The organism is Dechloromonas sp. ZY10 (genome assembly GCF_041378895.1).
Lineage (GTDB): Bacteria > Pseudomonadota > Gammaproteobacteria > Burkholderiales > Rhodocyclaceae > Azonexus > Azonexus aquae.
In genome coordinates, this window is record NZ_CP144212.1 from 872285 (window position 1) to 895752 (window position 23468).

Annotated in this window: 22 protein-coding genes and 2 tRNA genes; 20 read left to right on the plus strand and 4 right to left on the minus strand. The window is 54.0% G+C overall.

Annotated features, from left to right (window positions below):
* Positions 1–11: 11 nt before the first annotated feature.
* Positions 12–1127 (plus strand): ATP-binding protein, encoded by a 1116-nt coding sequence (locus VX159_RS03950; RefSeq protein WP_371324691.1) that lies wholly within the window; start codon positions 12–14, stop codon positions 1125–1127.
* On the opposite strand, the gene VX159_RS03955 is transcribed toward VX159_RS03950, so the two are convergent.
* Together VX159_RS03955 and murJ are read right to left on the minus strand one after the other, a co-directional pair.
* Entirely contained in the window at positions 1097–1726 is a 630-nt protein-coding gene (locus tag VX159_RS03955) for a YbhB/YbcL family Raf kinase inhibitor-like protein (RefSeq protein ID WP_371324692.1), read from the minus strand. The two genes, VX159_RS03950 and VX159_RS03955, sit on opposite strands and share 31 nt — an antisense overlap.
* 32 nt (positions 1727–1758) lie before the next feature.
* Positions 1759–3309, minus strand: a complete 1551-nt coding sequence (gene murJ, locus VX159_RS03960) for a murein biosynthesis integral membrane protein MurJ (protein WP_371324693.1) — start codon at positions 3307–3309, stop codon at positions 1759–1761.
* 87 nt (positions 3310–3396) lie between these two features.
* On the opposite strand from murJ, the gene VX159_RS03965 reads away from it, so the two are divergent.
* Positions 3397–3472, plus strand: a tRNA-Thr gene (locus VX159_RS03965).
* A 78-nt stretch (positions 3473–3550) separates the two neighbouring features.
* Positions 3551–3627: transfer RNA gene (locus tag VX159_RS03970), tRNA-Val, on the plus strand.
* 228 nt (positions 3628–3855) lie between these two features.
* Here the strand turns inward: VX159_RS03970 and VX159_RS03975 are convergent.
* A complete protein-coding gene (locus VX159_RS03975) occupies positions 3856–6219 on the minus strand; it encodes a response regulator (protein WP_371324694.1) in 2364 nt (787 codons plus the stop codon).
* Positions 6220–6227: 8 nt separating this feature from the next.
* Entirely contained in the window at positions 6228–7511 is a 1284-nt protein-coding gene (locus tag VX159_RS03980; RefSeq protein ID WP_371324695.1) for an HD-GYP domain-containing protein, read from the minus strand.
* Positions 7512–7722: 211 nt separating this feature from the next.
* Here VX159_RS03980 and VX159_RS03985 point away from each other — a divergent pair, with 211 nt between their 5' ends.
* From VX159_RS03985 to cheD, 17 genes are all read left to right on the plus strand, one after another.
* The gene (locus VX159_RS03985; RefSeq protein ID WP_371324696.1) at positions 7723–8337 is read left to right on the plus strand and encodes an SDR family NAD(P)-dependent oxidoreductase; all 615 of its coding nucleotides are present in this window, start codon (positions 7723–7725) and stop codon (positions 8335–8337) included.
* Between the two features lie 54 nt (positions 8338–8391).
* Positions 8392–10827 (plus strand): heavy metal translocating P-type ATPase, encoded by a 2436-nt coding sequence (locus VX159_RS03990; protein ID WP_371324697.1) that lies wholly within the window; start codon positions 8392–8394, stop codon positions 10825–10827.
* On the plus strand, positions 10827–11024 hold the full coding sequence (gene ccoS / locus VX159_RS03995; RefSeq protein ID WP_371324698.1) for a cbb3-type cytochrome oxidase assembly protein CcoS: 198 nt from the start codon (positions 10827–10829) through the stop codon (positions 11022–11024). Before VX159_RS03990 ends, ccoS begins: the two co-directional genes overlap by 1 nt.
* Before the next feature lie 363 nt (positions 11025–11387).
* Complete coding sequence (gene ccoN, locus VX159_RS04000) at positions 11388–12815, plus strand: cytochrome-c oxidase, cbb3-type subunit I (protein WP_371324699.1); 1428 nt, start codon at positions 11388–11390, stop codon at positions 12813–12815.
* A gap of 19 nt (positions 12816–12834) precedes the next feature.
* Positions 12835–13467, plus strand: a complete 633-nt coding sequence (ccoO, locus tag VX159_RS04005; protein ID WP_371325490.1) for a cytochrome-c oxidase, cbb3-type subunit II — start codon at positions 12835–12837, stop codon at positions 13465–13467.
* 6 nt (positions 13468–13473) lie between these two features.
* Positions 13474–13647, plus strand: a complete 174-nt coding sequence (locus tag VX159_RS04010; protein ID WP_371324700.1) for a cbb3-type cytochrome oxidase subunit 3 — start codon at positions 13474–13476, stop codon at positions 13645–13647.
* A 14-nt stretch (positions 13648–13661) separates the two neighbouring features.
* Positions 13662–14561, plus strand: coding sequence for a cytochrome-c oxidase, cbb3-type subunit III (ccoP, locus tag VX159_RS04015; protein WP_371324701.1), 900 nt, complete (start codon positions 13662–13664; stop codon positions 14559–14561).
* Positions 14562–14707: 146 nt separating this feature from the next.
* Positions 14708–15211, plus strand: coding sequence for a FixH family protein (locus VX159_RS04020; protein ID WP_371324702.1), 504 nt, complete (start codon positions 14708–14710; stop codon positions 15209–15211).
* Between the two features lie 27 nt (positions 15212–15238).
* Positions 15239–15376 (plus strand): DUF3149 domain-containing protein, encoded by a 138-nt coding sequence (locus tag VX159_RS04025; RefSeq protein WP_371324703.1) that lies wholly within the window; start codon positions 15239–15241, stop codon positions 15374–15376.
* A gap of 152 nt (positions 15377–15528) precedes the next feature.
* Complete coding sequence (gene motA, locus VX159_RS04030) at positions 15529–16386, plus strand: flagellar motor stator protein MotA (RefSeq protein ID WP_371324704.1); 858 nt, start codon at positions 15529–15531, stop codon at positions 16384–16386.
* 21 nt (positions 16387–16407) lie between these two features.
* Complete coding sequence (motB, locus tag VX159_RS04035) at positions 16408–17337, plus strand: flagellar motor protein MotB (RefSeq protein ID WP_371324705.1); 930 nt, start codon at positions 16408–16410, stop codon at positions 17335–17337.
* Between the two features lie 26 nt (positions 17338–17363).
* Positions 17364–18572: a methyl-accepting chemotaxis protein gene (locus VX159_RS04040; protein ID WP_371324706.1), complete on the plus strand. Its 1209-nt coding sequence runs from the start codon at positions 17364–17366 to the stop codon at positions 18570–18572.
* A gap of 22 nt (positions 18573–18594) precedes the next feature.
* Positions 18595–18960: a response regulator gene (locus VX159_RS04045; RefSeq protein WP_371324707.1), complete on the plus strand. Its 366-nt coding sequence runs from the start codon at positions 18595–18597 to the stop codon at positions 18958–18960.
* A gap of 70 nt (positions 18961–19030) precedes the next feature.
* Positions 19031–21427, plus strand: coding sequence for a chemotaxis protein CheW (locus VX159_RS04050; protein WP_371324708.1), 2397 nt, complete (start codon positions 19031–19033; stop codon positions 21425–21427).
* Between the two features lie 14 nt (positions 21428–21441).
* The gene (locus VX159_RS04055; RefSeq protein WP_371324709.1) at positions 21442–21945 is read left to right on the plus strand and encodes a chemotaxis protein CheW; all 504 of its coding nucleotides are present in this window, start codon (positions 21442–21444) and stop codon (positions 21943–21945) included.
* Positions 21946–21997: 52 nt separating this feature from the next.
* Complete coding sequence (locus VX159_RS04060; protein ID WP_371324710.1) at positions 21998–22846, plus strand: CheR family methyltransferase; 849 nt, start codon at positions 21998–22000, stop codon at positions 22844–22846.
* Between the two features lie 2 nt (positions 22847–22848).
* On the plus strand, positions 22849–23457 hold the full coding sequence (gene cheD, locus VX159_RS04065; RefSeq protein WP_371324711.1) for a chemoreceptor glutamine deamidase CheD: 609 nt from the start codon (positions 22849–22851) through the stop codon (positions 23455–23457).
* Positions 23458–23468: the final 11 nt, after the last annotated feature.

Here is a 23468-nt window from a genome sequence, read left to right on the forward strand (position 1 = left end):
AGGTGGGGCGCTTGTTCTGGCGGTTTTTCCTGATCGTCTGGCTGGCGCAACTGGCCGCCGTCCTCGGAACCGGGGTTGTTTTCTGGCTGGAGCACCGCAGCCATCTTCATCCGCCGCCTGTGGGGCCCGGCGGGCCTCGCGTCGAATGGCCGGGCCCGCCGCCGGGGCCACCGCCGGAGCGGCGGCCGGGGCGTTCGCCCGGAGACTTTCATGTGCCGCTGGTGCCCGCGCTACTCGGTTTTGTTGCCAGTCTGGTGTGTGCCGGCGGTTTGGCCTGGTCGGTGGCCCGTCCTTTGCGGGCGATACGGAAAACCGTCGCCGAGGTTGCCTCCGGCAATCTCGACGCGCGCGTGGGTGCAGCGATGCGCGGGAGAAATGACGAATTGGCCGAGCTTGGGCGTGATCTTGACTGTATGGCCGGACGGCTGCAGGGGCTGGTACTCGGGCAGCGGCGATTGTTGCACGATGTCTCGCATGAAATGCGCTCGCCCTTGGCCCGATTGCAGGCAGCAATCGGCCTGGCCAGGCAGCAGCCGGAGCGGGCGGCGGAGTTGCTGGAGCGGATTGAGCGTGAGGGGGAGCGGCTCGATGTTCTGGTTGGCGAAGTGCTGGCGTTGGCACGGGCTGAGGCCGGTGCAGCCAGGGCGGAGACATTCAATCTTGGCGAACTGCTCCGGCAATTGGTCGATGATGCCAGTTTTGAGGGATGCGCGCGCCAGGTCGAGGTCAGCTTGCGTTGCCCGGAAGGGTTGTGGGTCAAAGCTTCGCCCGAGTTGTTGCAGGCGGCCATCGATAATGTGGTGCGCAACGGGTTGCGCTTTTCGCCGGTTGGCGGTTGCCTGGCTTTGTCTTGCGAACGGCAGGGGGGACGGTTGAGCTTGCAGATTGCCGATCAGGGGCCAGGGGTTTCCGAGGATTTGTTGCCGCACATTTTTTCGCCCTTTGTTCGTGCCGATACGGGTGCCATGGATGGCTATGGCCTTGGTTTGGCGATTGCCCGGCGCGCGGTTGAGGCGGCGGGCGGCGAAGTGTTCGCTGCCAACCGGGAGGAGGGCGGGCTGTGTGTCACCCTGTTCCTCCCTGAGGCCATGCCGCCTCAGCCGGAAAGTGCCGGGTTGAGCGTGTAGGTTCCGTGCAGGCGGGCTTCCGCCAGGATGTGGCCGGTCATTGCATTGCGCACTTCCGGGCCGCCAAATCTGCCCGATACCGGCAGTTTTTCGATATCCAGCGCGTAGACCGTGAAAATGTAGCGATGGACGATTTCGTCGTTCCACGGGGGGCAGGGGCCGTCGTAACCGTAGTAGTCGCCGCGCATGTCGTTGTCGCCGGCAAACCAGTCGGTGTAGTTGTTGATTCCCTGGCGAGCGCCGTGCCCGGCCTGTGGTCCAGGTTTGCCGCGTGGGGTTACGGTGCTGCTGAACTCTCCCTCGGCGATGTTATTGATGCTGGCCGGAAGGTCGATCAGGACCCAGTGAAAGAAATCCACGCGCGGCAGCGTTGCCGGTACCGTCCGGCCTTCCTGGTTAACGTCGTCGCCCTGGCTGGGTACATCGGGGTCGTGGCAGAGAACGACAAATGAGCGAGTGCCGGCCGGCGCATCGTGCCAACTGAGTTGCGGATTGCGGTTTTTGCCCAGACAGACGTGACGGGTCGGATCGGGCAGGCAGAAAGCATGGTCGCCGGCAATGCGGGCGCCGTCGGCGAAACTGCTGCTGGTGACGTGCATGATGGTGTCTCCTCCTGTTTGTTGGTTCTGTGTCAGGTGCTGGCGCGGCGCCGGAAATCCCTGGGGCGGAAGCCGAGTAGCCACAGTGTAGCGAAATAGCTGGCTGCGCCAAGGGGGGCAAGCCAGGCGAGGTGGATGGCCCGCTGCCACAGGTGGCCCTGCAGCCAGTCGGCTTCGCGGCCCATGCCCAGCCACAGGGTGGTTGCCATGGCTGCCAGGGCGAGCATCAGCTTGAGCATGAAGCGGTCCCAGCCTGGTTGCGGCACATAGATTCCGCTTTGCCGCAAGCCGCGGTAAAGAAGGGTTGCGTTCAGGCAGGCGGCCAGGCCAATCGAAAGCGCCAGCCCGGCGTGAGCGATCCAGCCGACCAACGCCAGGTTCATGGCCTGGGTTGCAGCCAGCGAAATCAATGCGATCCGGACCGGGGTGCGGACGTTTTGCTGGGCATAGAAACCCGGGGCGAGGACTTTAACCAGAATCAGGCCGGTCAGTCCGACGCTATATGCAACCAGGGCCTCGCGAGTGCGCAGCACATCGTCGGCGGAAAAGGCGCCGTGCTGGAACAGGGTCGCCAGCAACGGTACGCCAAGAATGGCCAGGGCGACCGAGGCCGGTGCCGCCAGCAGCAGGGTCAGGCGCAAGCCCCAGTCGAGCAGTTTCGCATATTCGCTGCGATCACCGCTGGCGTGGCAGCGCGATAGCGAGGGCAGCAGGATGGTGCCGAGGGCAGCCCCGAGCAGGCCGGCGGGGAACTCCATCAGGCGGTCGGCGTAATACAGCCAGGAGACACTGCCGCTACTTAAAAAAGAGGCAAAAACGGTGTTGATGATCAAGCTGATCTGGGAAACAGAGACTCCGACCAGAGCCGGGCCCATCAGGCCGGCTATGCGTCGGACTCCGGGATCGGCCCAGGCTGCGCGCCAGTCGAGGCGGGGCCGTGGCAGGAGGGCGATCTGCTTCAGGGCCGGAATTTGCAGTCCCAGTTGCAGGGCGCCGCCGATGAAGACCGCCCAGCCCAGAGCCAGGATGGGTGGGTCGAAGTAAGGGGCGGCAAACAGCGCCATGCCAATGAACGCAAGATTGAGCAGAACTGGCGTAAAGGCGGGAACGGCGAAGCGGCTCCAGGTGTTGAGAATGCCTCCGGCCAGCGCGACCAGGGACATGAAGAAAATATAGGGAAAGGTGATTCGGGTCAGGCTGACGGTCAGTTCGAATTTGCTGGCATCGGCGCTGAAGCCAGGAGCGGATAGCCAGACCAGCAGCGGGGCCGTGGCCATCCCGATCACCGTCAGGATGCATAACGCGAAAACCAGCAGGGTGGCGACGTGATCGACCAGGTGGCGGGTTTCTTCGTCGCCGCGCTGGTTCTTGTACTCGCCCAAGATTGGCACGAAAGCCTGTGAAAATGCGCCCTCGGCAAACATCCGGCGGAGCAGGTTGGGGAGCTTGAACGCGACAAAAAAAGCATCCGTTGCAGGGCCTGCGCCAAAGGCTCGGGCGATCACGAAGTCGCGAACGAAGCCGAGAATACGGGAGAGCAGGGTCATGCCGCTGACTGTAACCAGGGTGCGCAAGAGATTCATACTGGTGAGGAGGCTTGCCTGCCGGAAGAAACAAAAGCTATAATTCTAATCTCTGTTGGGTGCCGGTGCTCCGGTCCTTTCGGTGTTGCCGTTGTAGCTCAGTTGGTAGAGCAACTGATTCGTAATCAGTAGGTCGTGTGTTCGATTCACATCAACGGCACCAAAAACTCTGCAGCCCGCTTGTCAATGGGCTTGCTTGGGGGCTTCATATCCTCCACGCCTTTCAGTTTGCCCGCATAGCGCGTCCCTAGCTCAGTTGGTTAGAGCGCCACGTTGACATCGTGGAGGTCAGCGGTTCGATTCCGTTGGGACGCACCATTTTCCCTCTGCCGGCAGTGCGTTGGTCTTCTCTTGGCAACTGCGCTGGTCTTGTAGTTGTGAGCTTTTGTCAAATTTGGCAATTGCATTATTCTGATTCATTTGGAATAATGCCGGCATGCTTGATCTTCTCGTGTATTTCATTTTGCCCTTGGGCCTGTTGCTGGCAGCGCTGTTTGCGTTGGCCGGGCATTGGCCGTCGCGTGGAAAACCGCATTCCTGATGCAGTCAGGGGCCTGCCAGAGGCAGGGCTTCGTCATTCCCGTTGTACAGGTGTCTTTCAAGAGTCTGGGCCAGGGTCTTGAGAATGATCGGTTTGGCAATGTGGTCGTTCATGCCTGCTGCCAAGCAGCGATCAACATCGTCGCTCATCGCATTGGCCGTGACGGCAATGATCGGAATCTCGATTCCCCGGTGACGCAGTTCCTGTGTGGCTTGGTAGCCATCCATCACCGGCATGTGGCAGTCCATCAGAATCAGGTCGTAGCCTTCGGTGCAGGCCAGGTCCACAGCTTCGCGGCCGTTGTGGGCAATCGTGATCCGGGTATAGCCCAGCTTGCCCAGCATACTGCCGAGAACAGCCCGGTTGACCTGATTGTCTTCGGCCAGCAGTAGTCGTACGTTGTGGCGATGTTCTTCGGCCAGCGAGTGCTGGGTGATCAGTGCCTGTTCGGGTCGATGGGGGGCGCGCAGGCTTTGACGCAGGCATTCAGCAAGGGTGCTGCGCTTGACGGGTTTCGGCAGGTAGGCAGCAAAACCGATGTCGGCGGCTCGTGGCCCGTCCCCGCGGCGGCCGTGCGAGGTCATCAGGATCAGCGCCGTGTCGCGAAGTGCGGGGCGCTCACGAATCCAGGCACCAAGGGTTTCGCCGTCAATGCCGGGAAGCAGGCGGTCGATCAGGACGGCGTCGATTGGGGTTGTCCCGGCCTGCTCTTGCTCCAGAAGACTTAGGGCCTGCTCCGCGTTGTCGCAGGTGAGTGCGCTGATTTGCCATTGTTGCAGCAAGCCGGAGAGCAGGCGACGGTTGTGGGGGCGGTGATCGACGATCAGCACCTTGTGGCCGGCCAGTGGTGGCGGGGGCTGTGTTGAGGTGGCGTTCCCCCCGGTTGGTTGTAGTGGGAGGCGGCAACTGAACCAGAAGGTGCTCCCACCTTCGGGTCTGGGGGTCAGGCCGATTTCTCCACCCATCATCTGTGCCAGTTGGGCTGATATGGCCAGTCCGAGCCCGGTTCCGCCGTACTGGCGAGTGGTCGAGTTGTCGGCTTGTTCAAAGGGGTGAAAGATCGATTCGCGCCGTTCGGGCGGGATACCGATACCGGTGTCGCTGACAGAGAAACGCAGGCAGGCTTCGCTTGCAGTCTGTTCGAGCAGATCGATGCTGAGCGTGATCTCGCCGCGTTCGGTGAATTTGATCGCGTTTCCGACCAGGTTGATCAGGATTTGGCGCAGGCGGCCTGGATCGCCGCAGAATTCTCCTGGGGTGTCGGGAGAGAAGGACCAGTCGAAGTTCAGGTGTTTTTCAGCGGCGCGGATGCTGTACAGGTCGGCAAAGTCCTCTAGCAGCGAAAAGAGATTGAAGTCGATGCTTTCCAGGGTTAGCTTGCGGGCCTCGATTTTGGAGAAATCCAGCACATCGTTGACGATCGAGAGCAATGCTTCTGCGCTGGCGTGGATGATTTCTGCGTACTGCCGCTGCTCTCTTTGCAGACCGGTTTCCAGAAGCATCGCGCTCATCCCGATGACGCCATTCATCGGTGTGCGGATTTCATGTGACATCATCGCCAGGAAATCGCTTTTGGCTCGATTGGCCTGCTCGGCTTTTTCGCGTGCAGCAGTCAGTTCGCGTTCGTGAACGATGCGTTCGGTAATGTCGTGAAAGCTGTAAACCCGGCCGATGACTTGTTCCTTGGCCAGTTGTGGGCGCGAGCGCCGTTCGAAATAGTTGCCATTGCTGAGTTCGAGAATTTCGAGTTTTTCATCGTCGACCGTGTCGGTCTTGCCGCTCAGGCTTTTTTCACGGCAACTTGGGCTCAACTGGCCGTCCAGCCAGTCGAGTATGGCTTGGTCTCCCTGGAGCAGGATCGCATCGGGAAGCCCCCACATCTGGGTGCAGCGACGATTCATATTGACGACGTTGCCTGCTGTGTCGAGTACCAGAATTCCGTCGCCGCTGGCTTCCAATGTGGCCTGCAGTTGTGCGGTCAGTTGGGTGGCGCGTTCCTCGGCCAGTCTGGCTTCCCGCGCATCCCGCATGCGCAGGACAATCCAGTCGCCGTCGGGGCTACGTTCACGACGGGCGCTCTTGATGACTGGGAGTAGGCTGCCGTCGGCGCACAGATATTGTCCTTCGACGTTGTCGAACTCACCGCTGCCGCCGTGGCGTACTTCCTCCCAGTAAAAAATGTCGCCCAGGCTCGACTCTAGCTCCGTCACCTCCATCTCGAGCAGGCGCTCTTCCGGGTAACCCAGCAGGTCGCAGGCGCGCCGGTTGGCAGCAACGATCCGTTGGTCAGCCGCCGAGACGGCAAGCAGGATTTCGCTGCTGTGGGCCAGCAGCAACTGCTCGCCATGAGATGGGAGGGGGATGGGCATGGGCTTGATTATGCCCCGTTGACGTTGGCGTCGAAATAGTAACTGACCCGTTTGCGCGGACTCAGGTAGTCATAGATTGCCGCCGGCAGTTGCGCGGGGCGGATGGCCTTACTGATGTTGATGTCGGGTTCGTCGTTAAGGTCGAGGATGATTGCTTCCGCCTTGGGGATGCCGCTTTCGTAGAGGATGATGCTGGGTCGCAACGGCCGTGCCGAATTGACGCGGATGACCAGGCCGATGGCGTCGTTTGATAACTGTACGACGCTGCCAGGGGGGTAGACCCCCATGAAGCGAATGAAAGCCTGCAGGAAGCGCGGGTCAAAGCGGGTCCGTTGCTGGGCAAACATGAGCGACAGGGCTTCATGCGGGGTCATGGCCTGTGCCAGATTGACCGGGTTGCAGAGATTGTCGTAGATGTTGACTAGGGCTACCAGGCGGGCAAGCGGGTCAATCGCTTCGCCTTTGAGGCGTTGCGGATAGCCGCTGCCATCAAAGTATTCGTGATGCTGGAACACGATTTTCTGTACTGCGGTGGGCAGGCCTGCCTTGCGACTGATGTCGAGGCCGTACTGGCAATGCTGTTCGCGAAAATCGCGTTCGGGTTTGGAGAGTTGTCCTGGGTTATTGAGAATCTTGCTCGGAATCTCGTTGAGGCCAATATCGTGGAATAGCGAACCTACGCCGACGACCTTGACCAGTTCGGGTGGGAGCTTCAATTCCCGGGCCAGGGTCATGGCCAGGACTGAAACGTTCAGCGAGTGAAGGTAAACGTCTTCGTTGCCGGGCTTTTCAGCCATGACCTGAATGGCGAGTTCGGGTGCTGCAAGCAGTGTATCGACGATCTCGCCGATCAGTCGGTTGGCCTCGCCGATGGTGTTTTCCGGTTGCGCGAAGATGTTCTTGCTGATGTTGCGAACAATGCTGGCGGCGTTGGTGAAGGCTTGTTCGACCCGGGCTATGTCGGCGTGATGCTGGTTCAGTCGTTCGATACGCTGTCGCTTTTCGCGCATTTGTGGCGTTTCGAGGTCGCCTTCGGTACAGGAAGTGAATGGCTGCTCGGTCTGATTTGGGGGGGTATCCGTACTCCCGGCGGGCAGGGGTTTGGCATCACTGCGGGCAGGATCCCAGCGAACCGCTTTCAGGCCTAGTTGCCGGATGATACGTAATTGCTCGGCATCGCGAATCTTAAAATTATTAAAGCTGAATGGGTGATTCATCCAGCCGACGTCGAGATAGACATAGACGCCAATCTGAAGCTGGTCGACCTGAATGGTGTGATCGCTGGGAGGCATTGCTACGCGAAGGGCGAATGGATTAGTCCAAAGGTCAGATATTAGCGCGAAAGCATTGGCCCGGCGCAGTCTTCGCATCGAGTTGTCGGGGGGCTGCGTGTCTTTCTGGGTCGCAGGGAGGTGGGTAAGATGTTGTCTCCAATAATACGGTGCCGTCGCTAAGGGCGAACTTGGCGGTGCCTCTAGGCATTCTTTCTCGGAGATGGCAGATATGCAGATCAAGGATAAGGTGTTTCTGGTTACCGGCGCAGGCTCGGGGCTTGGGGCGGCGACTGCTCGCATGTTGGTGGAGGCGGGGGCCAGGGTAGTGCTAGCTGACCTTAATCGCGAAGCTGGCGATAAGCTTGCGGGCGAACTGGGCGGGGAGGCCTGTTTTGTCGAAACCGATGTGGCGAGTGAGACTTCTGCAGTCAATGCAGTGCAGACTGCTGTTGCGCGCTTTGGTGCGCTGCATGGTCTGGTGAGTTGTGCCGGTATCGCGCCGGCTGAAAAGGTTGTCGGCAAGGAAGGGCCTCACCGTCTGGAAAGCTTCGCTACAGTGATCAATATCAACCTGGTCGGGACTTTCAACATGCTGCGCCTGGCAGCTGCCGAAATGCAGAAAAATATACCCGACGCAAGTGGTGAGCGAGGCTTGATTATTAATACCGCATCGATTGCCGCGTTCGAGGGGCAGCTTGGCCAGGCTGCCAAGATGGTGCCTTTTCCGGTGCGCATGGGTAAGCCGGCGGAATATGCTTCGCTGGTCAGGCATATTGCCGAAAATGCCTATATTAATGGTGAAGTGATTCGTCTTGACGGTGCCATCCGGATGGGAAGCAAATAATCTATACTGCTGCCTCCGTCCTTCCCAAAGGCGCTTCGGCGCCTTTTTTATTGCATGTCCGAAGCTTCGTGCTATCACTGTGGTCAGCCGATTCCGGCTGATGTCGATCTTCTTGTTGCCATCGGTGGTGAATCGCGGGCGATGTGCTGTCATGGTTGTCAGGCGGTAGCCCGTTCGATTGTCGATCATGGCCTCGAAGACTATTACCGTAGCCGGGATTCCTTGCCTGAATCGCAGCGCGAGGCCAAGCCGGCGATTCTGGACCAGTTGGCTCTGTTTGATCATGCCGAATTTCAGAAAAGCTTTGTCCGTGAGTTGGGGGCCAGCGAGCGTGAGGCTTCCCTGCTGCTGGAGGGGATTACGTGTGCGGCATGCATCTGGTTGAATGAGCAGCACGTCGGACGCTTGCCAGGGGTGACCGCGCTTAATATCAATTACGCGACCCGTCGTGCTCGGGTGCGTTGGGATGAGTCGAAGATTCGGCTGTCGGATATCCTCGCGGCAATTGCCCAGATCGGTTACCGCGCGTATCCCTACGATGCTGCCAAAAACGAGGAAATCGCGCGCAGCGAGCGGCGTGATGCCCTGTGGCGCCTTTGGGTGGCTGGTTTTGGCATGATGCAGGTGATGATGTACGCCTATCCGGTCTATATCGCCGACGGCGACATGACTCCGGATATCGAAAGCCTCATGCGTTGGGCTAGTCTGGTGCTGACTCTGCCGGTGATTTTTTATTCTTCTGCGCCGTTCTTCCGTAATGCCTGGCGCGACTTGCGGCTGCGCCGAGTTGGTATGGATGTACCGGTCGCGCTCGGTGTTGGTGCTGCATTTATCGCCAGTTGCTGGGCAACATGGGTGGCAGCGGGCGAAGTGTATTTCGATTCGGTAACGATGTTTGTCTTTTTCCTGCTGGGGGGGCGTTTTCTCGAAATGAGCGCTCGCCAGAAGGCGGTCGGGGTGACCGAGGAGTTGGCCAGATTGCAGCCGGCATTTGCCCAGAAAATGCCGAATTTCCCGGTCGACCGTGGGTGCGAACAAAAATTGGTTGCTGACTTGGAGGCCGGGGATTTTGTCTTGGTCAAGCCAGGAGAAATCATCCCTGTCGACGGTCGGGTGGTTGAAGGTCGAAGCGCGGCAAACGAGTCACTGCTCACCGGAGAAAGCCGGCCGGTTGAGAAGTTGCCTGGCGATGTAGTAACCGGGGGAGCAATCAATACCGATAGTCCGCTGGTGGTACAGGTGCTGCAGGTGGGGCAAGGAACACGTCTGTCGGCGATCATTCAGCTGATGGAGCGAGCGGCCGCCGAGAAGCCGCGGATTGTCGAGTTGGCCGACCGGGTAGCTAGCCGCTTCGTCGCCGCCTTGCTGGTGGTGGCTGTGCTTGCAGCGCTGGGCTGGTACTGGGTCGATCCGGAGCGGGCCTTGTGGATCATGGTTTCGGTGCTGGTGGTGACCTGCCCCTGCGCGTTGTCCTTGGCTACTCCGATTGCTTTGACGGTGGGGGCTGGTGCATTGGCCAGAGATGGTTTGCTGGTGACCCGCGGGCACGCAATTGAAACTCTGGCGAGGGCAACTCACTTCGTCTTCGATAAAACCGGTACGTTGACGACTGGAAACATGCGTTTGCTTGATCTTCTGCCGCTGGCTGGGTGCTCGCGTGAGCGAGTGCTGGCGCTGGCAGCTACGCTGGAGCAGGCCTCTGAGCATCCCCTGGCGGAGGCGCTGCGCGAGGCGTCGGATGTTCGGCTGGCGGTCGGGGAGTTGCTCAATGTTCCCGGGCGTGGCGTCGAGGGGGTGGTCGACGGCCGTCGTTATCGCTTGGGGCGGCCTGATTACGCATTGGATTTGGCTGGGGTGCCAATCGCAGAACTGCCCGCCGATTGGCTGGGTAGTGCCGACACGGTGGTCGCGCTGGCCGATCAAGAGGCTTGTCTGGGCTTGTTCAGAATTGGCGATGGCTTGCGACCTGAAGCGCGGCAACTGATTGGTAGTTTGCGCAAGGCTGGGCGCCATGTCGTGCTATTGAGTGGCGATGCGCAGGCGGTTGTTGAGCGAGTGGCGGCTGAACTAGATGTGAGCGAGGCGCATGCAGGGATGTCGCCGCAGCAGAAGCACGAATATGTTCACCGTCTGCAGGAGGTTGGTGCGGTTGTGGCAATGATTGGCGATGGCATCAATGATGCTCCGGTGTTGGCGCAGGCTCAGGTTTCGGTTGCCATGGGCGGGGGGGCGCAGTTGGCCAGAACCCAGTCTGATTTCGTTCTGCTTTCAGAAAATCTGGAGCACCTGCGTCATGGTTTGCTGCGAGCCATGAAAACTTTGAGGGTGATCCGTCAGAATCTGTGGTGGTCGTTTGCGTATAATTTTATTGCCCTGCCTTTGGCGATCATGGGCTATGTGACGCCTTGGCTTGCGGGTATAGGCATGTCCGCGAGTTCCTTGTTGGTGGTACTTAACTCATTGCGGATTCAGCGCTTGGAGAATGACTGATGGAAAGTGTTTATTTGTTGATACCGGTTTCGGTCGTCCTGGTCTTCGGAATTGCGCTTGCTTTTTGGTGGTCGGTGCGGAGCGGTCAGTTTGACGATCTCGAGGGGCCCGGCTTCAAAGTATTGATGGACGAGCCTCAGTTGCCTCCTGCGCCAGAGGGCGCAGGCAAGGATAAGAGCCAATCAGAAAATGTTTGACCTGCGTCAACGCTGAATTTATGCGGCTCCGGCAAGATTGAAAAAGGTGAGGCCGAAAGGATTCACATCGTTTCTCTGTTGGGGTTGGGGTGCGTTGCGGCGCACCCTTTTTTTGTCCACCGTACCCTGTGCTGCCTTTTGTCCGTGCAGCGTCTTCCGCGACCAGATTTGCTTTGCTGATATCCCTTGGCTGGGGCATTTTTCGCATTTGCGAAGTGTGCTTATCGGCAATCCGGACTAGATATTCGGTCGGTTGATCTAGGTCAAAACGCCCCGAGTAATCTAGAATACCATCCGCTTTCAAGTGCCCCCTTGGCATCAGGGAGGCGGGCATCCGTTTTTTCATTAACGAGAGGTGGGTTCATGTCTGGAACGCAAACCACATATAACGATAAGGTCGTACGGCAATTTGCCGTCATGACCGTCATCTGGGGCATCGTCGGCATGCTTGTCGGTGTCATCATTGCTGCGCAACTGGTGTGGCCGGAACTGAATATCGGTCCCTGGCTGCACTTCGGCCGTCTGCGTCCGCTGCATACCAATGCAGTGATTTTCGCTTTTGGTGGCTGTGCGCTCTTCGCTACTTCCTACTGGGTTGTGCAGCGTACGTGCCATACCCGCCTGTGGGGTGGTCCGCTGATTCCGTTTACTTTCTGGGGTTGGCAACTGATCATTGTCCTGGCCGCAGTAACCTTGCCGTTGGGTATCACCAGTGGTAAGGAATACGCTGAACTGGAGTGGCCGATCGATATCCTGATTACTCTGGTCTGGGTGTCTTACGCTGTTGTGTTCTTTGGAACCGTCGCGGTTCGCAAGGTTTCGCATATTTATGTTGCCAACTGGTTCTTTGGGGCCTTCATCATCGCTGTTGCGCTGCTGCATCTCGGTAACAGCGCTGCGCTGCCGGTGACCTTGACCAAGTCCTATTCTGCCTATGCAGGTGTGCAGGATGCGATGATTCAGTGGTGGTATGGCCACAATGCGGTCGGTTTCTTCCTGACCGCAGGCTTCCTCGGCATGATGTACTACTTCGTTCCGAAGCAGGCCGGTCGTCCGGTTTACTCCTATCGCCTGTCCGTGGTGCACTTCTGGGCGTTGATCTTCACCTACATGTGGGCTGGTCCGCACCACTTGCATTACACCGCCCTGCCTGACTGGACCCAGTCCGTCGGTATGCTCTTCTCCCTGATCCTGCTTGCTCCGTCTTGGGGTGGGATGATCAACGGCATCATGACCTTGTCTGGCGCCTGGCATAAGCTGCGCGACGATCCTGTTCTGAAATTCCTGATCACCTCCCTGTCCTTCTACGGTATGTCCACGTTTGAAGGCCCGATGATGTCAATCAAGACGGTTAATGCGCTGTCCCACTATACCGACTGGACTGTCGGTCACGTGCACTCCGGTGCTCTCGGCTGGGTTGCCATGGTTTCGATCGGTTCGATCTACTACCTGTTGCCCCGCTTGTTTGGCAAAACCGAGATGTACAGCACCAAGCTGGTTACGACTCACTTCTGGATCGCAACCATCGGTACGGTTCTCTACATTGCTTCCATGTGGATTGCCGGTGTGATGCAGGGCCTGATGTGGCGTGCAGTTAACGCTGACGGCACCCTGGCTTACAGCTTTGTCGAATCGGTCAAGGGCTCTTACCCGTTCTGGGCTATTCGTGTCCTGGGTGGTGCTCTGTTCCTGTCTGGTATGGTGATCATGGCTTACAACATGTTCAAGACCATGGCGGGTGGCAAGACGGAAGACATGCCGGTCATCGCTCCGGCTGGTCATCACGCTTGATTAGAGGTAAAGAACAATGATTAAGCACGAACAAATCGAAAAAAGCGTACCGCTCCTGATCATTCTCACCTTGTTGGTTGTTGTCTGGGGTGGTTTGCTCGAGATCGTTCCTCTTTTCTTCCAGAAGTCCACCACCACTCCGGTCGAGGGCGTAAAGCCTTATGATGCGGTTCGCCTTGCGGGACGCGACATCTATCTGCGCGAAGGTTGCTACAACTGCCATTCGCAGATGATTCGTCCGTTCCGCGCCGAAACTGAACGTTATGGTCACTATTCCGTAGCTGGTGAATATGTCTATGACCATCCGTTCCAGTGGGGCTCTAAGCGTACCGGTCCGGATTTGCATCGCGTTGGCGGTCGTTACTCTGATGAATGGCAGCGTGCCCACCTGATCAATCCGCGCGATGTGGTTCCTGAGTCCAACATGCCGGCTTTCCCGTGGCTAGCTACGACCAAGGCTAAAGATACCGTCGGTGTCGACATCGAGAAGAAGATGGACGTCATGCGCACTTACGCTAATGTGCGTGGTCTGCCGACTTATTCTGATGAAGAGATCAAGGGTGCTAAGGCAGCTATTGGCGACAAGACCGAACTGGATGTTTTGATTGCCTACCTGCAGGGCTTGGGTACTGCACTTAAGAACACCAAGTAAATGGCCATGGACATCAACGATCTGCGTTCGCTGGTAACCGTTGCGGGCTTGCTTTGTTTTCTCGCAATTGTTGCTTGGGCTTACGGCAAAGCCAGCAAGAAGGGGTTTGACGAGGCGGCAAATTTGCCGTTCGCGGATCAAGATGAGCGGGAGGGGGACTCCCCCTCCTCTAAGCGCTGAAAAAAGGAAAGCAAATGAGCGATTTCGTTAGCGATTTTTGGAACCTGTACGTGATCGTGATCGTATTGGCGAGTATTCTTGCCTGTGCGGTTCTTCTGATTGTGCAGGGTAAGGCAACCTTTACTCCTGGCAAGACCATGGGGCACGTTTGGGATGAAAACCTCGAGGAGTACAACAACCCAATGCCCAAGTGGTGGAGTTGGATGTTCGTCATCACTGTTGTGTTCGCCCTGGTTTACTTGGTTTTGTTCCCTGGTCTGGGTAACTTCAAAGGGGTCTTGAACTGGACTTCGGCTGGGCAACACAAGGCTGAAGTTGAGAAGATGGACGCTGCCGTCAAGCCGCTGTTCGACAAGTATCTTGCAATGGATCTAAAGGCAGTTGCTGCTGACAAGCAGGCTATGGAAATGGGTAAGCGTTTGTACATGACTTACTGCATGCAGTGTCACGGTGCAGATGCGCGTGGTGCGAAAGGCTTCCCGAACCTGACCGATGCAGATTGGCTCTATGGTGGCGAACCTGAGCAGGTCAAGGAAACGATTGCCAACGGTCGGATGGGGGTGATGCCACCGCATGCGCATCTGGGAGCGGATACAATCAAGGATTTGGCGAATTTTGTTCGTTCTTTGTCCGGGCTTCCGAATGACTCTGTTCGCACCTCCAAGGGTAAAGAGGCGTTTGCTTCTGCCGGCTGTTCCGGTTGCCATGGTCCCGAGGGTACCGGTATGCAGGCATTGGGGGCTCCGAACCTGACTGATAAAGTCTGGCTTTATGCGTCTTCGGAAGCAACGATCACCGAAACCATCACCAACGGCCGTCAGAACAAGATGCCGGCATGGAAGGATTTCCTGGGTGATGCAAAGGTTCATCTTCTGTCCGCATATGTCTTGAGTTTGGGGCAGGCGGCAAAATAAGCTAGTCCAAGGTCCATGGGGGGCGAAGAGAGTTCTCTTTGCCCCTTTATGACTGGATAAGCTGATTTTGCATCGCATACCAAAGCAATTGAAAAGGGGTTTTGTTATGCGATTCGGTTATTTTCCCTTTTGCTGCGTGGCGTTAAATGGTGCGTGATTCATTGATTGTTCCTTGGTATAAACAGCGTTGGCCTTGGTTGCTGATAGCGGGGCCTGCGTTGGTTGTAGTCGCCGGTGCGATAACGGTTTGGCTTGCTGTTGTCAGTAACGATGGTTTGGTTGTTGACGATTATTACAAGCAAGGATTGGCTGTTAACCAGCGGTTGCATCGTGACCAGCAGGCCAGCGATCTTGGTATGGCTGCTGATTTGATGCGGTCAGGTGCGAATGTTCGTCTTTTGTTGACGGCGGGTTTGGAAACACAAATGCCTTCCGAGGTTGCGATTAAAATCTCGCATCCTACACGCGCCGGGCAAGACCAGATTCTGAGGGTGACGCAGGAGGCTCCAGGGTTTTATTCAGGGAAGTTGACGGATGAAATTGCAGGGCGTTGGCTGGTCACCATTGAGGATCCGGCAGCTAAATGGCGATTGCATGGCGAGTGGCATGCGGACTCAGATGAGCCGCTGCATCTATCACCAATAAAATGATTTTTTTTGTTACTGGGAGGTGACGTAATGGCATGGGAACTCTTATTCGGTAGCGATATTGGCCTGATGAGCCTGGCAGTGATTGTCGGGGTTGTGGTCATCGGTGTCGTGATGGGCAAGATGTATTCGAGCAAGATTGAGGAAGACTCGGGGCAGGCCAAGTAGTTGCCCCAGAAATAGAAAGGGCCCTGGGTACCACAAAGTACCCAGGGCCCTTTCTATTTCTGGGGATGAGGTTACTTTGCTTTATCGATACAATACAACCTGCAACAATGTGGCGGCTTGCTGCCAAGGGCGGCAAACACTAGGGGGGACTCATGTTTCTGATAGTAGGTTATGTAATCATTCTTGCGGCATCGTTGGGTACCTACGCAATCCACGGAAGCCTTCTGGCACTTTGGGTTCCTACTGAATATGTGGCGATTGTTGGTCTAACGATTGGTGGCTTTGTTGCGGGCAATGACATCAAGGTTATCAAGGCGACGGTGGGTGCATTGCCGGGGGTTCTGAAAGGCTCTAAATTCAATAAAGCTTTTTATATCGATGCGCTGGCAATGCTGTTCGAGATATTGTCAAAGGTTCGCAAAGAGGGGCTGATGTCGATTGAGGGGGATGTTGAAAATCCCGATGGGAGTCCGATTTTCAGCAAATATCCTGCAATTCAAAGTGATCATCACATCATGGAGTTCGTGACTGACTATTTGCGGATGATGGTCGGTGGCAATTTGAATACAGTCGAAATTGAAAGCCTGATGGATGTCGAATTGGAAACTCATCACCATGAAGCAGCAGAACCGGCGCATGTTGTTAGCAAAGTGGGAGATGCTACTCCCGCATTTGGTATCGTTGTTGCGGTGATGGGCGTTGTTAACGTGATGGGGTCTGTAGGGCAGCCACCGGCAGTACTTGGAAAGATGATCGGGGGGGCTCTTGTTGGTACATTCTTGGGCATTTTGATCTCTTATGGATTCGTGGCTCCGATCGCCAGTCTTCTTGATCAGAAGGCGCATGAAGGGTCGAAGATATACCAATGCATAAAAATGGTGTTGCTTGCCTCTATGTCCGGATACGCGCCACAAGTCGCTGTTGAGTTTGGCAGAAAGACTCTGGATTCGCATGTTCGTCCAACTTTTAGGGAGTTGGAGGAAGAACTCAAGGCGCGAAAAGGCAAGTAGCGAATTTAAAGGCTGATAAGAATGAGTGATGATTCGACCCGCCCGATAGTCATCAAGCGCAAGAAGGTTGTTGCGGGTGGCGCTCATGGTGGTGCATGGAAAATTGCATATGCTGATTTTGTAACGGCAATGATGGCATTTTTCCTGTTGATGTGGCTTTTAGGCTCTACGGCCAAAGGGGATTTGCAGGGTATTGCTGATTTTTTTCAAAATCCATTGCTAATCGCCAATCGAGGTGGAAGTGGGTCTGGTGATGCAACTAGCATCATTCAAGGGGGGGGGAGGGATCTTTCTCGGCAGAGTGGTCAGGTTAAAAGAGGGGAGGTTGAGGGGAAAAAAACCATCAACCCGAGCAAGGAAAGAGAAATTCAGGCCGAATTCAGACGGAAAGAGCAGGAGCGACTTGAGGCTTTAAAGGGGGAGATTGAAAAATTAATCGAACAAACTCCGCAACTCGCTCAGTTTAAAAAGCAATTGCTTCTCGATATTACTGCCGAAGGATTGCGCATTCAGATTGTGGATGAGCAAAATCGGCCGATGTTTGATTTAAGCAGTTCTGATCTAAAGCCTTATGCTAGGGATTTGCTACGGAAAATTGGAAAATTGCTGAACGGCGTCAGCAATCGCGTCAGCTTGGCTGGTCACACGGATGCAGCCCAGTTTTCTGCAGGGGCCCTGGGGTATACGAACTGGGAACTCTCCGCTAATCGTGCAAATGCATCAAGGCGGGAATTAATTGCGGGGGGTATGGATGAAGCCAAGGTGTTGCGTGTGGTTGGGCTGGCTTCTACCGTATTGTTCGATAAAAATGATCCTTTGAACCCCGTTAACCGAAGGATAAGTATTGTTGTCCTGAATCAAAAAACAGAGCAGTCTATTCTCGCCGAGAGTGGCCCCGAGTCGGAATATTCTGGCGAAGAGATTCTCGAGGAAAGTGCAGCGGCTAGATAGCCTATATATTGGGAGCAGGGGGCAAAATGGGGCGCATAGCCGCTATTCTGATTGCAGGTGTATTTTATTTAGGGCTTTTGGAGTTTGATGTTTCCTATGCTTCATTAATTGGCGGGGTTTGTTTTTGGGCGGCGGTATTGATGGGGGTTTGGGGCGGGGCGATCCCTAAGGTCCAAGCTAAAGATTCCTCTGGAACGATTTCCTGTGCTGAACTTGCGGAGTTACATACTGTTTTGCAGCAAGGAACAACCGCAATTAATCAGACGTCAAAGGTAATTGCTGAGCAGCTGCGGATGATTTCAGATGAAAATCTTCGCGTGCGAAATATTTTTTCCGAAGCCATTGAGGGATTGGTTAGTAGTTTTGAGTATTTGGCGATGCTAGCCTCTCGTCAAAATGAAATCGGTTTGCGTATAACGGCGAGGGATTCAGAGGAAGTATCTGTCCGTCAATTTGAAAGCTTTGCGGCTAAAACTTCGAATACGTTGCGTCAATTTGTGGATAGCGTTGTAGATAATTCGCGTACAGCTATGTCCTTGGTTGAGTTGACAGATCGAATTACAGGGCAGATGCGCGAGGTGAAAGGCATGCTGGGGGAAATTGAGGGAATTTCAAAGCAAACCAACCTGTTGGCTCTAAACGCAGCGATCGAGGCGGCGCGCGCAGGAGAGGCTGGTCGAGGCTTTGCTGTCGTCGCTGATGAAGTCCGTGATCTCTCTGGGCGTACAAGTCATTTTAGTCAGCAGATCCGCGAGTCTTTGTCAAAAATGCAAGCCAGCGTAGATGAGGCTGAGGCAGCGATTAATCGCATGGCTGCTCAGGATATGACTTTTGCCCTGACCTCGAAGACAGATGTCGAGCAGGCAATGGCTGGTATCGAGGCAATGAATGAGGTCACTGGACAAGCTGTTGGTGAGCTGAACGTGATTGCGGTCGATGTGTCAGCGGCGGCGAGGAATGCAGTTCTCTCATTGCAATTCCAGGATATGGTGACTCAGTTGCTGGAGCATTCAGCGAAGCGTGTTGAGGTGTTGGAGTCAATATTGCACGATGAAGGGCAACTTGTTGCCTTGATGGGAAGTGATGGAAAGCTTGGTGATACACTGAACGCTCTGGAGCGCATTCAAAATCATATCGGGCAGCAGGCGGCTAAGCTTGATCTCTTGCATCAGCGCGTTGCACATAATCCAGTTGCACAGCAGGGGTTTGCGACCGGTGATGTTGAGTTGTTTTGATATTTTAAAGTAGAGGTTATTTATGGCGAAGACTGTTTTGGCAGTGGATGATTCTGCTTCGATTCGGCAAATGGTTTCATTTACATTGAAAAGTGCTGGTTATGATGTGATTGAGGCCGTTGATGGCATGGATGGTTTAGAAAAGGCAAAAACAAAATTGATTAATTTGGTTTTGACTGATCAAAATATGCCACGGATGGACGGTTTGACACTGATTAAAAACTTGCGCGCCCAGCCGCAGTTTTCAAAAACTCCAATATTGATGTTAACTACCGAGTCATCGGATGCGATGAAGGCTCAAGGCCGGGCTGCAGGCGCTACTGGCTGGTTGGTCAAGCCATTCGATCCGCAAAAGCTTATTGAGGTGGTTAAAAAGGTGATCGGGTAGTATTTTCGAGTAAACGCGGCGCAACCGTTCGTATGTTTCGCCACTGCTAAGGTAAACGTCTGAGGTGGTTATGGCCATTGATATGACACAGTTTTACCAAGTGTTCTTTGACGAGTCGGCTGAACATTTGGCGAATATGGAAGCACTGCTGCTCGAATTGGATATATCCGATCCTGATCCTGAGCAGCTGAATGCTATTTTTCGTGCTGCTCATTCAATTAAGGGTAGTGCTGGAACTTTTGGATTTTCTGATCTGGCAGATACAACTCATATTCTGGAGAATTTGCTCGATAGAATCCGAAAGCAGGAGCTGAGCCTCCGCGAAGAGATGGTGGATGCCTTCCTTGAAACCGGTGATTTGCTTAAGGCGATGCTTGAGGCTCACCAGGGGCATGGTGAGGTTGGCCCTGCTTCTGTTGTCGATATCTGTGAGAGACTCAAAGCCTTATCAGCAGAGCAAAAAAATCTTGATGGGATAAATTCTGGTTCAGAAAATATATTACCAGAAAAGGTCAGTGGCACCGAAGATGCTGATGAGGAACTTAAGTTGCGTTGTTACGATGTGCAGTTTGTTCCAAATTCTGCATCATTGCTCAACGGAGGGGTCGCCTCGTTAATTTCCGAGTTGACTGCTATCGGTAATATAGAGATTGTTAGTCAGCCCCATGAAGCTGGCGAAGCAGCAGGGGTTTGGCATTTAAAGCTACGTACGTCTTGTTCTGCTAAAGACTTTTCCGAGCAGATTGATTTTGTTGCAGATAGTGGAGCATGGAGGGTTACTGATGAATCCATCAAGTCAGCCGATGATGATTGTTTTGGCTTGTTCGATGACTTAGACGATTCGAATGGTTTGTCGCTGGAACAGGAAAGTTATGGGTTGTTTTCCGATGACGGAGGCACGACAGATCTAGATCTGACTGTTGTCGAAGAGGGGGATGGTGCTTATGGCTTCTTCGTGGAATCGATGCAAGTTGGCGGTTCAAAACCCTGTGAAGTTGACCAAGGTATCGGGTATGGATTTTTTGATGCAGAGGATGCCTTTGAGCCTGTGGAAGCGAATGCTCTAACCGGCAAAAATGGTGACGACGAAGCCCGTGGCTTCGGTTTTTTTGTTCCAATTCCAGAGCCAGCGGAAACAGAGAGTAATCAACGTGTTGGTTCGCAAGTGGTTGAGCGCATCAAGGTTTCGTTAGAGACAGTGGATTCGTCGGTCGATCAAAAGCCTACTGCTACAACAGCCGAACGTAAGTCTGCTCGATCGGCATTGGCGGCGGTGGCGGCGAGTGGTGACTCATCAATTAGAGTTAGTGTCGAAAAAGTTGATCAACTGATCAATTTGGTTGGTGAGTTGGTAATTACCCAGGCTATGTTGCTTCAAACTGCCTCCCAGGTTCCGCAAGGCACTCTAGAGGGATTAGTGAATGGTTTGGCTCAGTTGGAGCGGAACACTAGGGATTTGCAAGAATCTGTGATGTCGATACGGATGATGCCTATTTCTTTTGTTTTTTCGCGTTTTCCGCGTGTTGTTCGCGATTTATCGGGGAAGCTTGGAAAGCAGGTCGAACTTAAGACATCGGGCGAAACTACAGAGCTTGATAAAGGTCTTATTGAAAGGATTGCCGATCCTCTTACGCATCTGATTCGAAATAGTCTGGATCATGGAATAGAAAGTCCGGAGAGACGGGTTGTTGCTGGAAAAAGTCCTGTCGGTACGATTACTCTAAAGGCTTATCATCAAGGAGGGAATATCGTTATCGAAGTCGGTGATGATGGCGCGGGACTACACAGGGCAAAAATACTGAGCAAAGCCCGCGAGCGCGGTATGCAGGTCTCCGATCAGATGACAGATTTCGAAGTTTTTAATCTGATATTTGAGGCAGGCTTTTCTACGGCAGATGAAATTACAGATGTTTCTGGTCGTGGAGTTGGAATGGATGTGGTTCGAAGAAATATCCAGTCAATGGGGGGGCGGGTCGAAATTGATTCGATGCAAGGGGTGGGGACGCGAATTACTGTACGATTACCTCTGACTTTGGCTATTTTGGATGGTATGTCCGTGGCTGTTGGTGATCAGACTTATATTTTGCCGCTTTCTTACGTAATCGAGTCGCTCCAGCCTGCAGTCGGTGAGATCAAAACTTTGTCAAATCAAGCTCGTGTAATTCAAGTCAGGGGGGAATACCTTCCTGTGGTTGTATTGCATGAAATGTTTGGTCTCAAGTCCAAGTGGAAAAACTTAACTCAAGGCATTATGGTCGTCTTGGAGGCCGATGGGATGAAGGCCGCGCTGTTTGTTGATGCACTTGTAGGTCAGCATCAGGTAGTTATCAAAAGTTTGGAGGCTAACTATCGGCGTGTCCCGGGAATTTCAGGTGCTACGATCATGGGGGATGGTCACGTCGCTTTGATCCTTGATGTATCATCGATTGCCGAAATGGCAAAGGCCAGTGTGCACAAAGCTGCTTGAGCGGAGATTGTGAGATGGAATTGAAAAGCGTCCAGTCGGCGGGTGTCGCGTCGGATGATGAACAGGTTTCTAGTGAATATCTGACATTCACTTTGGGTAACGAGGAGTATGCGATAGATATCCTCAAAGTGCAGGAGATTCGAGGCTATGAGACTCCGACGCTTATCGCTAATGCACCGATTTTTATAAAAGGTGTTATAAATCTCAGGGGGACTATTGTCCCAATTATCGATCTTCGAATTAAATTCGGTCTCGGTGGTGTCGAATACACACCGTTCACTGTCGTTGTTATATTGAATGTGGCGGGGCGTGTTGTCGGTGTCGTTGTTGATAGCGTTTCTGATGTGATTTCTCTGGTGCCTGGGCAGATTAGGCCTGCCCCAGATTTCTCTAGTACTTTTGACACCAAATATATAGTTGGGCTGGTTTCCCTTGCTCAACGAATGCTTATTGTCACGGATATCGAGAGATTGATGACTAGTGCTGATATGGAATTAATCGAGCAGATTGGGCACTGAGTATGAGTTTTATTGTGGATGATGTTTCTCATTTTTGACGGATGGTGTCGTAATGGAAAATTCCAAGCTCACATCATCCGCGCGTGAGTTTAGTTTCTCTAACTCTGATTTCGAGCGTGTACGGAAGTTGATCTATCAACACGCAGGAATATCGTTATCACCTGTCAAGCAAGATATGGTTTATTCCCGGCTCGCTAGGCGATTGCGAGCAACTGGTGCAAAGAGTTTTGCGGAATATCTTGATGCGTTGGAGAGGGCCGGGGGCGATGAGTGGGAGCGCTTCGTTAATTCCCTTACTACTAATCTCACTTCATTCTTTCGAGAGGCGCATCATTTCCCAATTCTTGCTGATCACCTTAAAAAACAAGGAAATCGCTCCGGCCTGAAGATTTGGTGCTCAGCTGCTTCAACTGGCGAGGAACCATACTCAATCGCAATGACTGTTGTGGAAGCTCTTGGCGGGGCTGCGTCCGGAGTGACTATCGTTGCCTCTGATCTCGATACAAATGTACTTGAGGTAGCCAAAAAAGGGGTTTACTCGTTTGATCGAGTTGCTAGATTATCGCCGGACCGCTTGAAGCGGTTTTTCTTGAAGGGGACTGGAGCCCAGGACGGTTTGGTGGCTGTCCGTCCAGAGTTGCGGCAGATGGTTGATTTTAGGCGAATCAATTTGCTGGACTCTGCTTATTCAGTTCCAAATGGACTGGACGTGATTTTCTGTCGAAATGTGATGATCTATTTTGACAAGCCAACCCAGTATAAGATACTTAAAAAATTTCATCCATTGATGAATGGAGATTCGCTGTTATTTGCGGGACATTCAGAAAGTTTTTTGCATGCCGCTGATCTTTTTAAGTCCTTGGGCAAGACAGTCTATGCTCCCGTTGGCAAGGGTGTATGACAATGCCAATATTGAATGCTGGTCAGCATTTTGCAACTAATAGGTACCATGATCGGCATTTTGGGAAGGAAGCCGCAAAGATACTTCCCGGTGAGTATTTTGTTGCCAATGATGGCATGCTTTTGGTCACTGTCCTTGGTTCTTGTATTGCAGCCTGTATTCGCGATCCCGTCGTTGGTATTGGAGGGATGAACCACTTTATGCTACCGGATGATGGCGTCAAAGGTACGGTAGCAGCTTCGGCCCGCTATGGGACATATGCCATGGAGTTGCTCATTAATCATTTGCTGAAGCTTGGCGCAAAAAGAGAACGCCTAGAAGCAAAATTGTTTGGTGGTGGGGCCGTTATGGCCAGTCTGGCGAGCAGCAACGTGGGGGTGCGGAATGCTGCTTTTGCCCTTGATTTTTTGGCGACCGAGGGTATTCCAGTCATTGCGAAGGACTTGTTGGAATCATATCCAAGGAAAGTCTATTATTTCACTGATTCTGGGCGGGTACTTGTTAAAAAGCTTAATCGGGTACATAACGATACCCTTTATTCTCGTGAGGCTACTTATAAAGCTAGCCTTGCCAAAGCTCCGGTCGCTGGCGATGTTGAATTGTTTGTTTAGTGAAAGGGAGT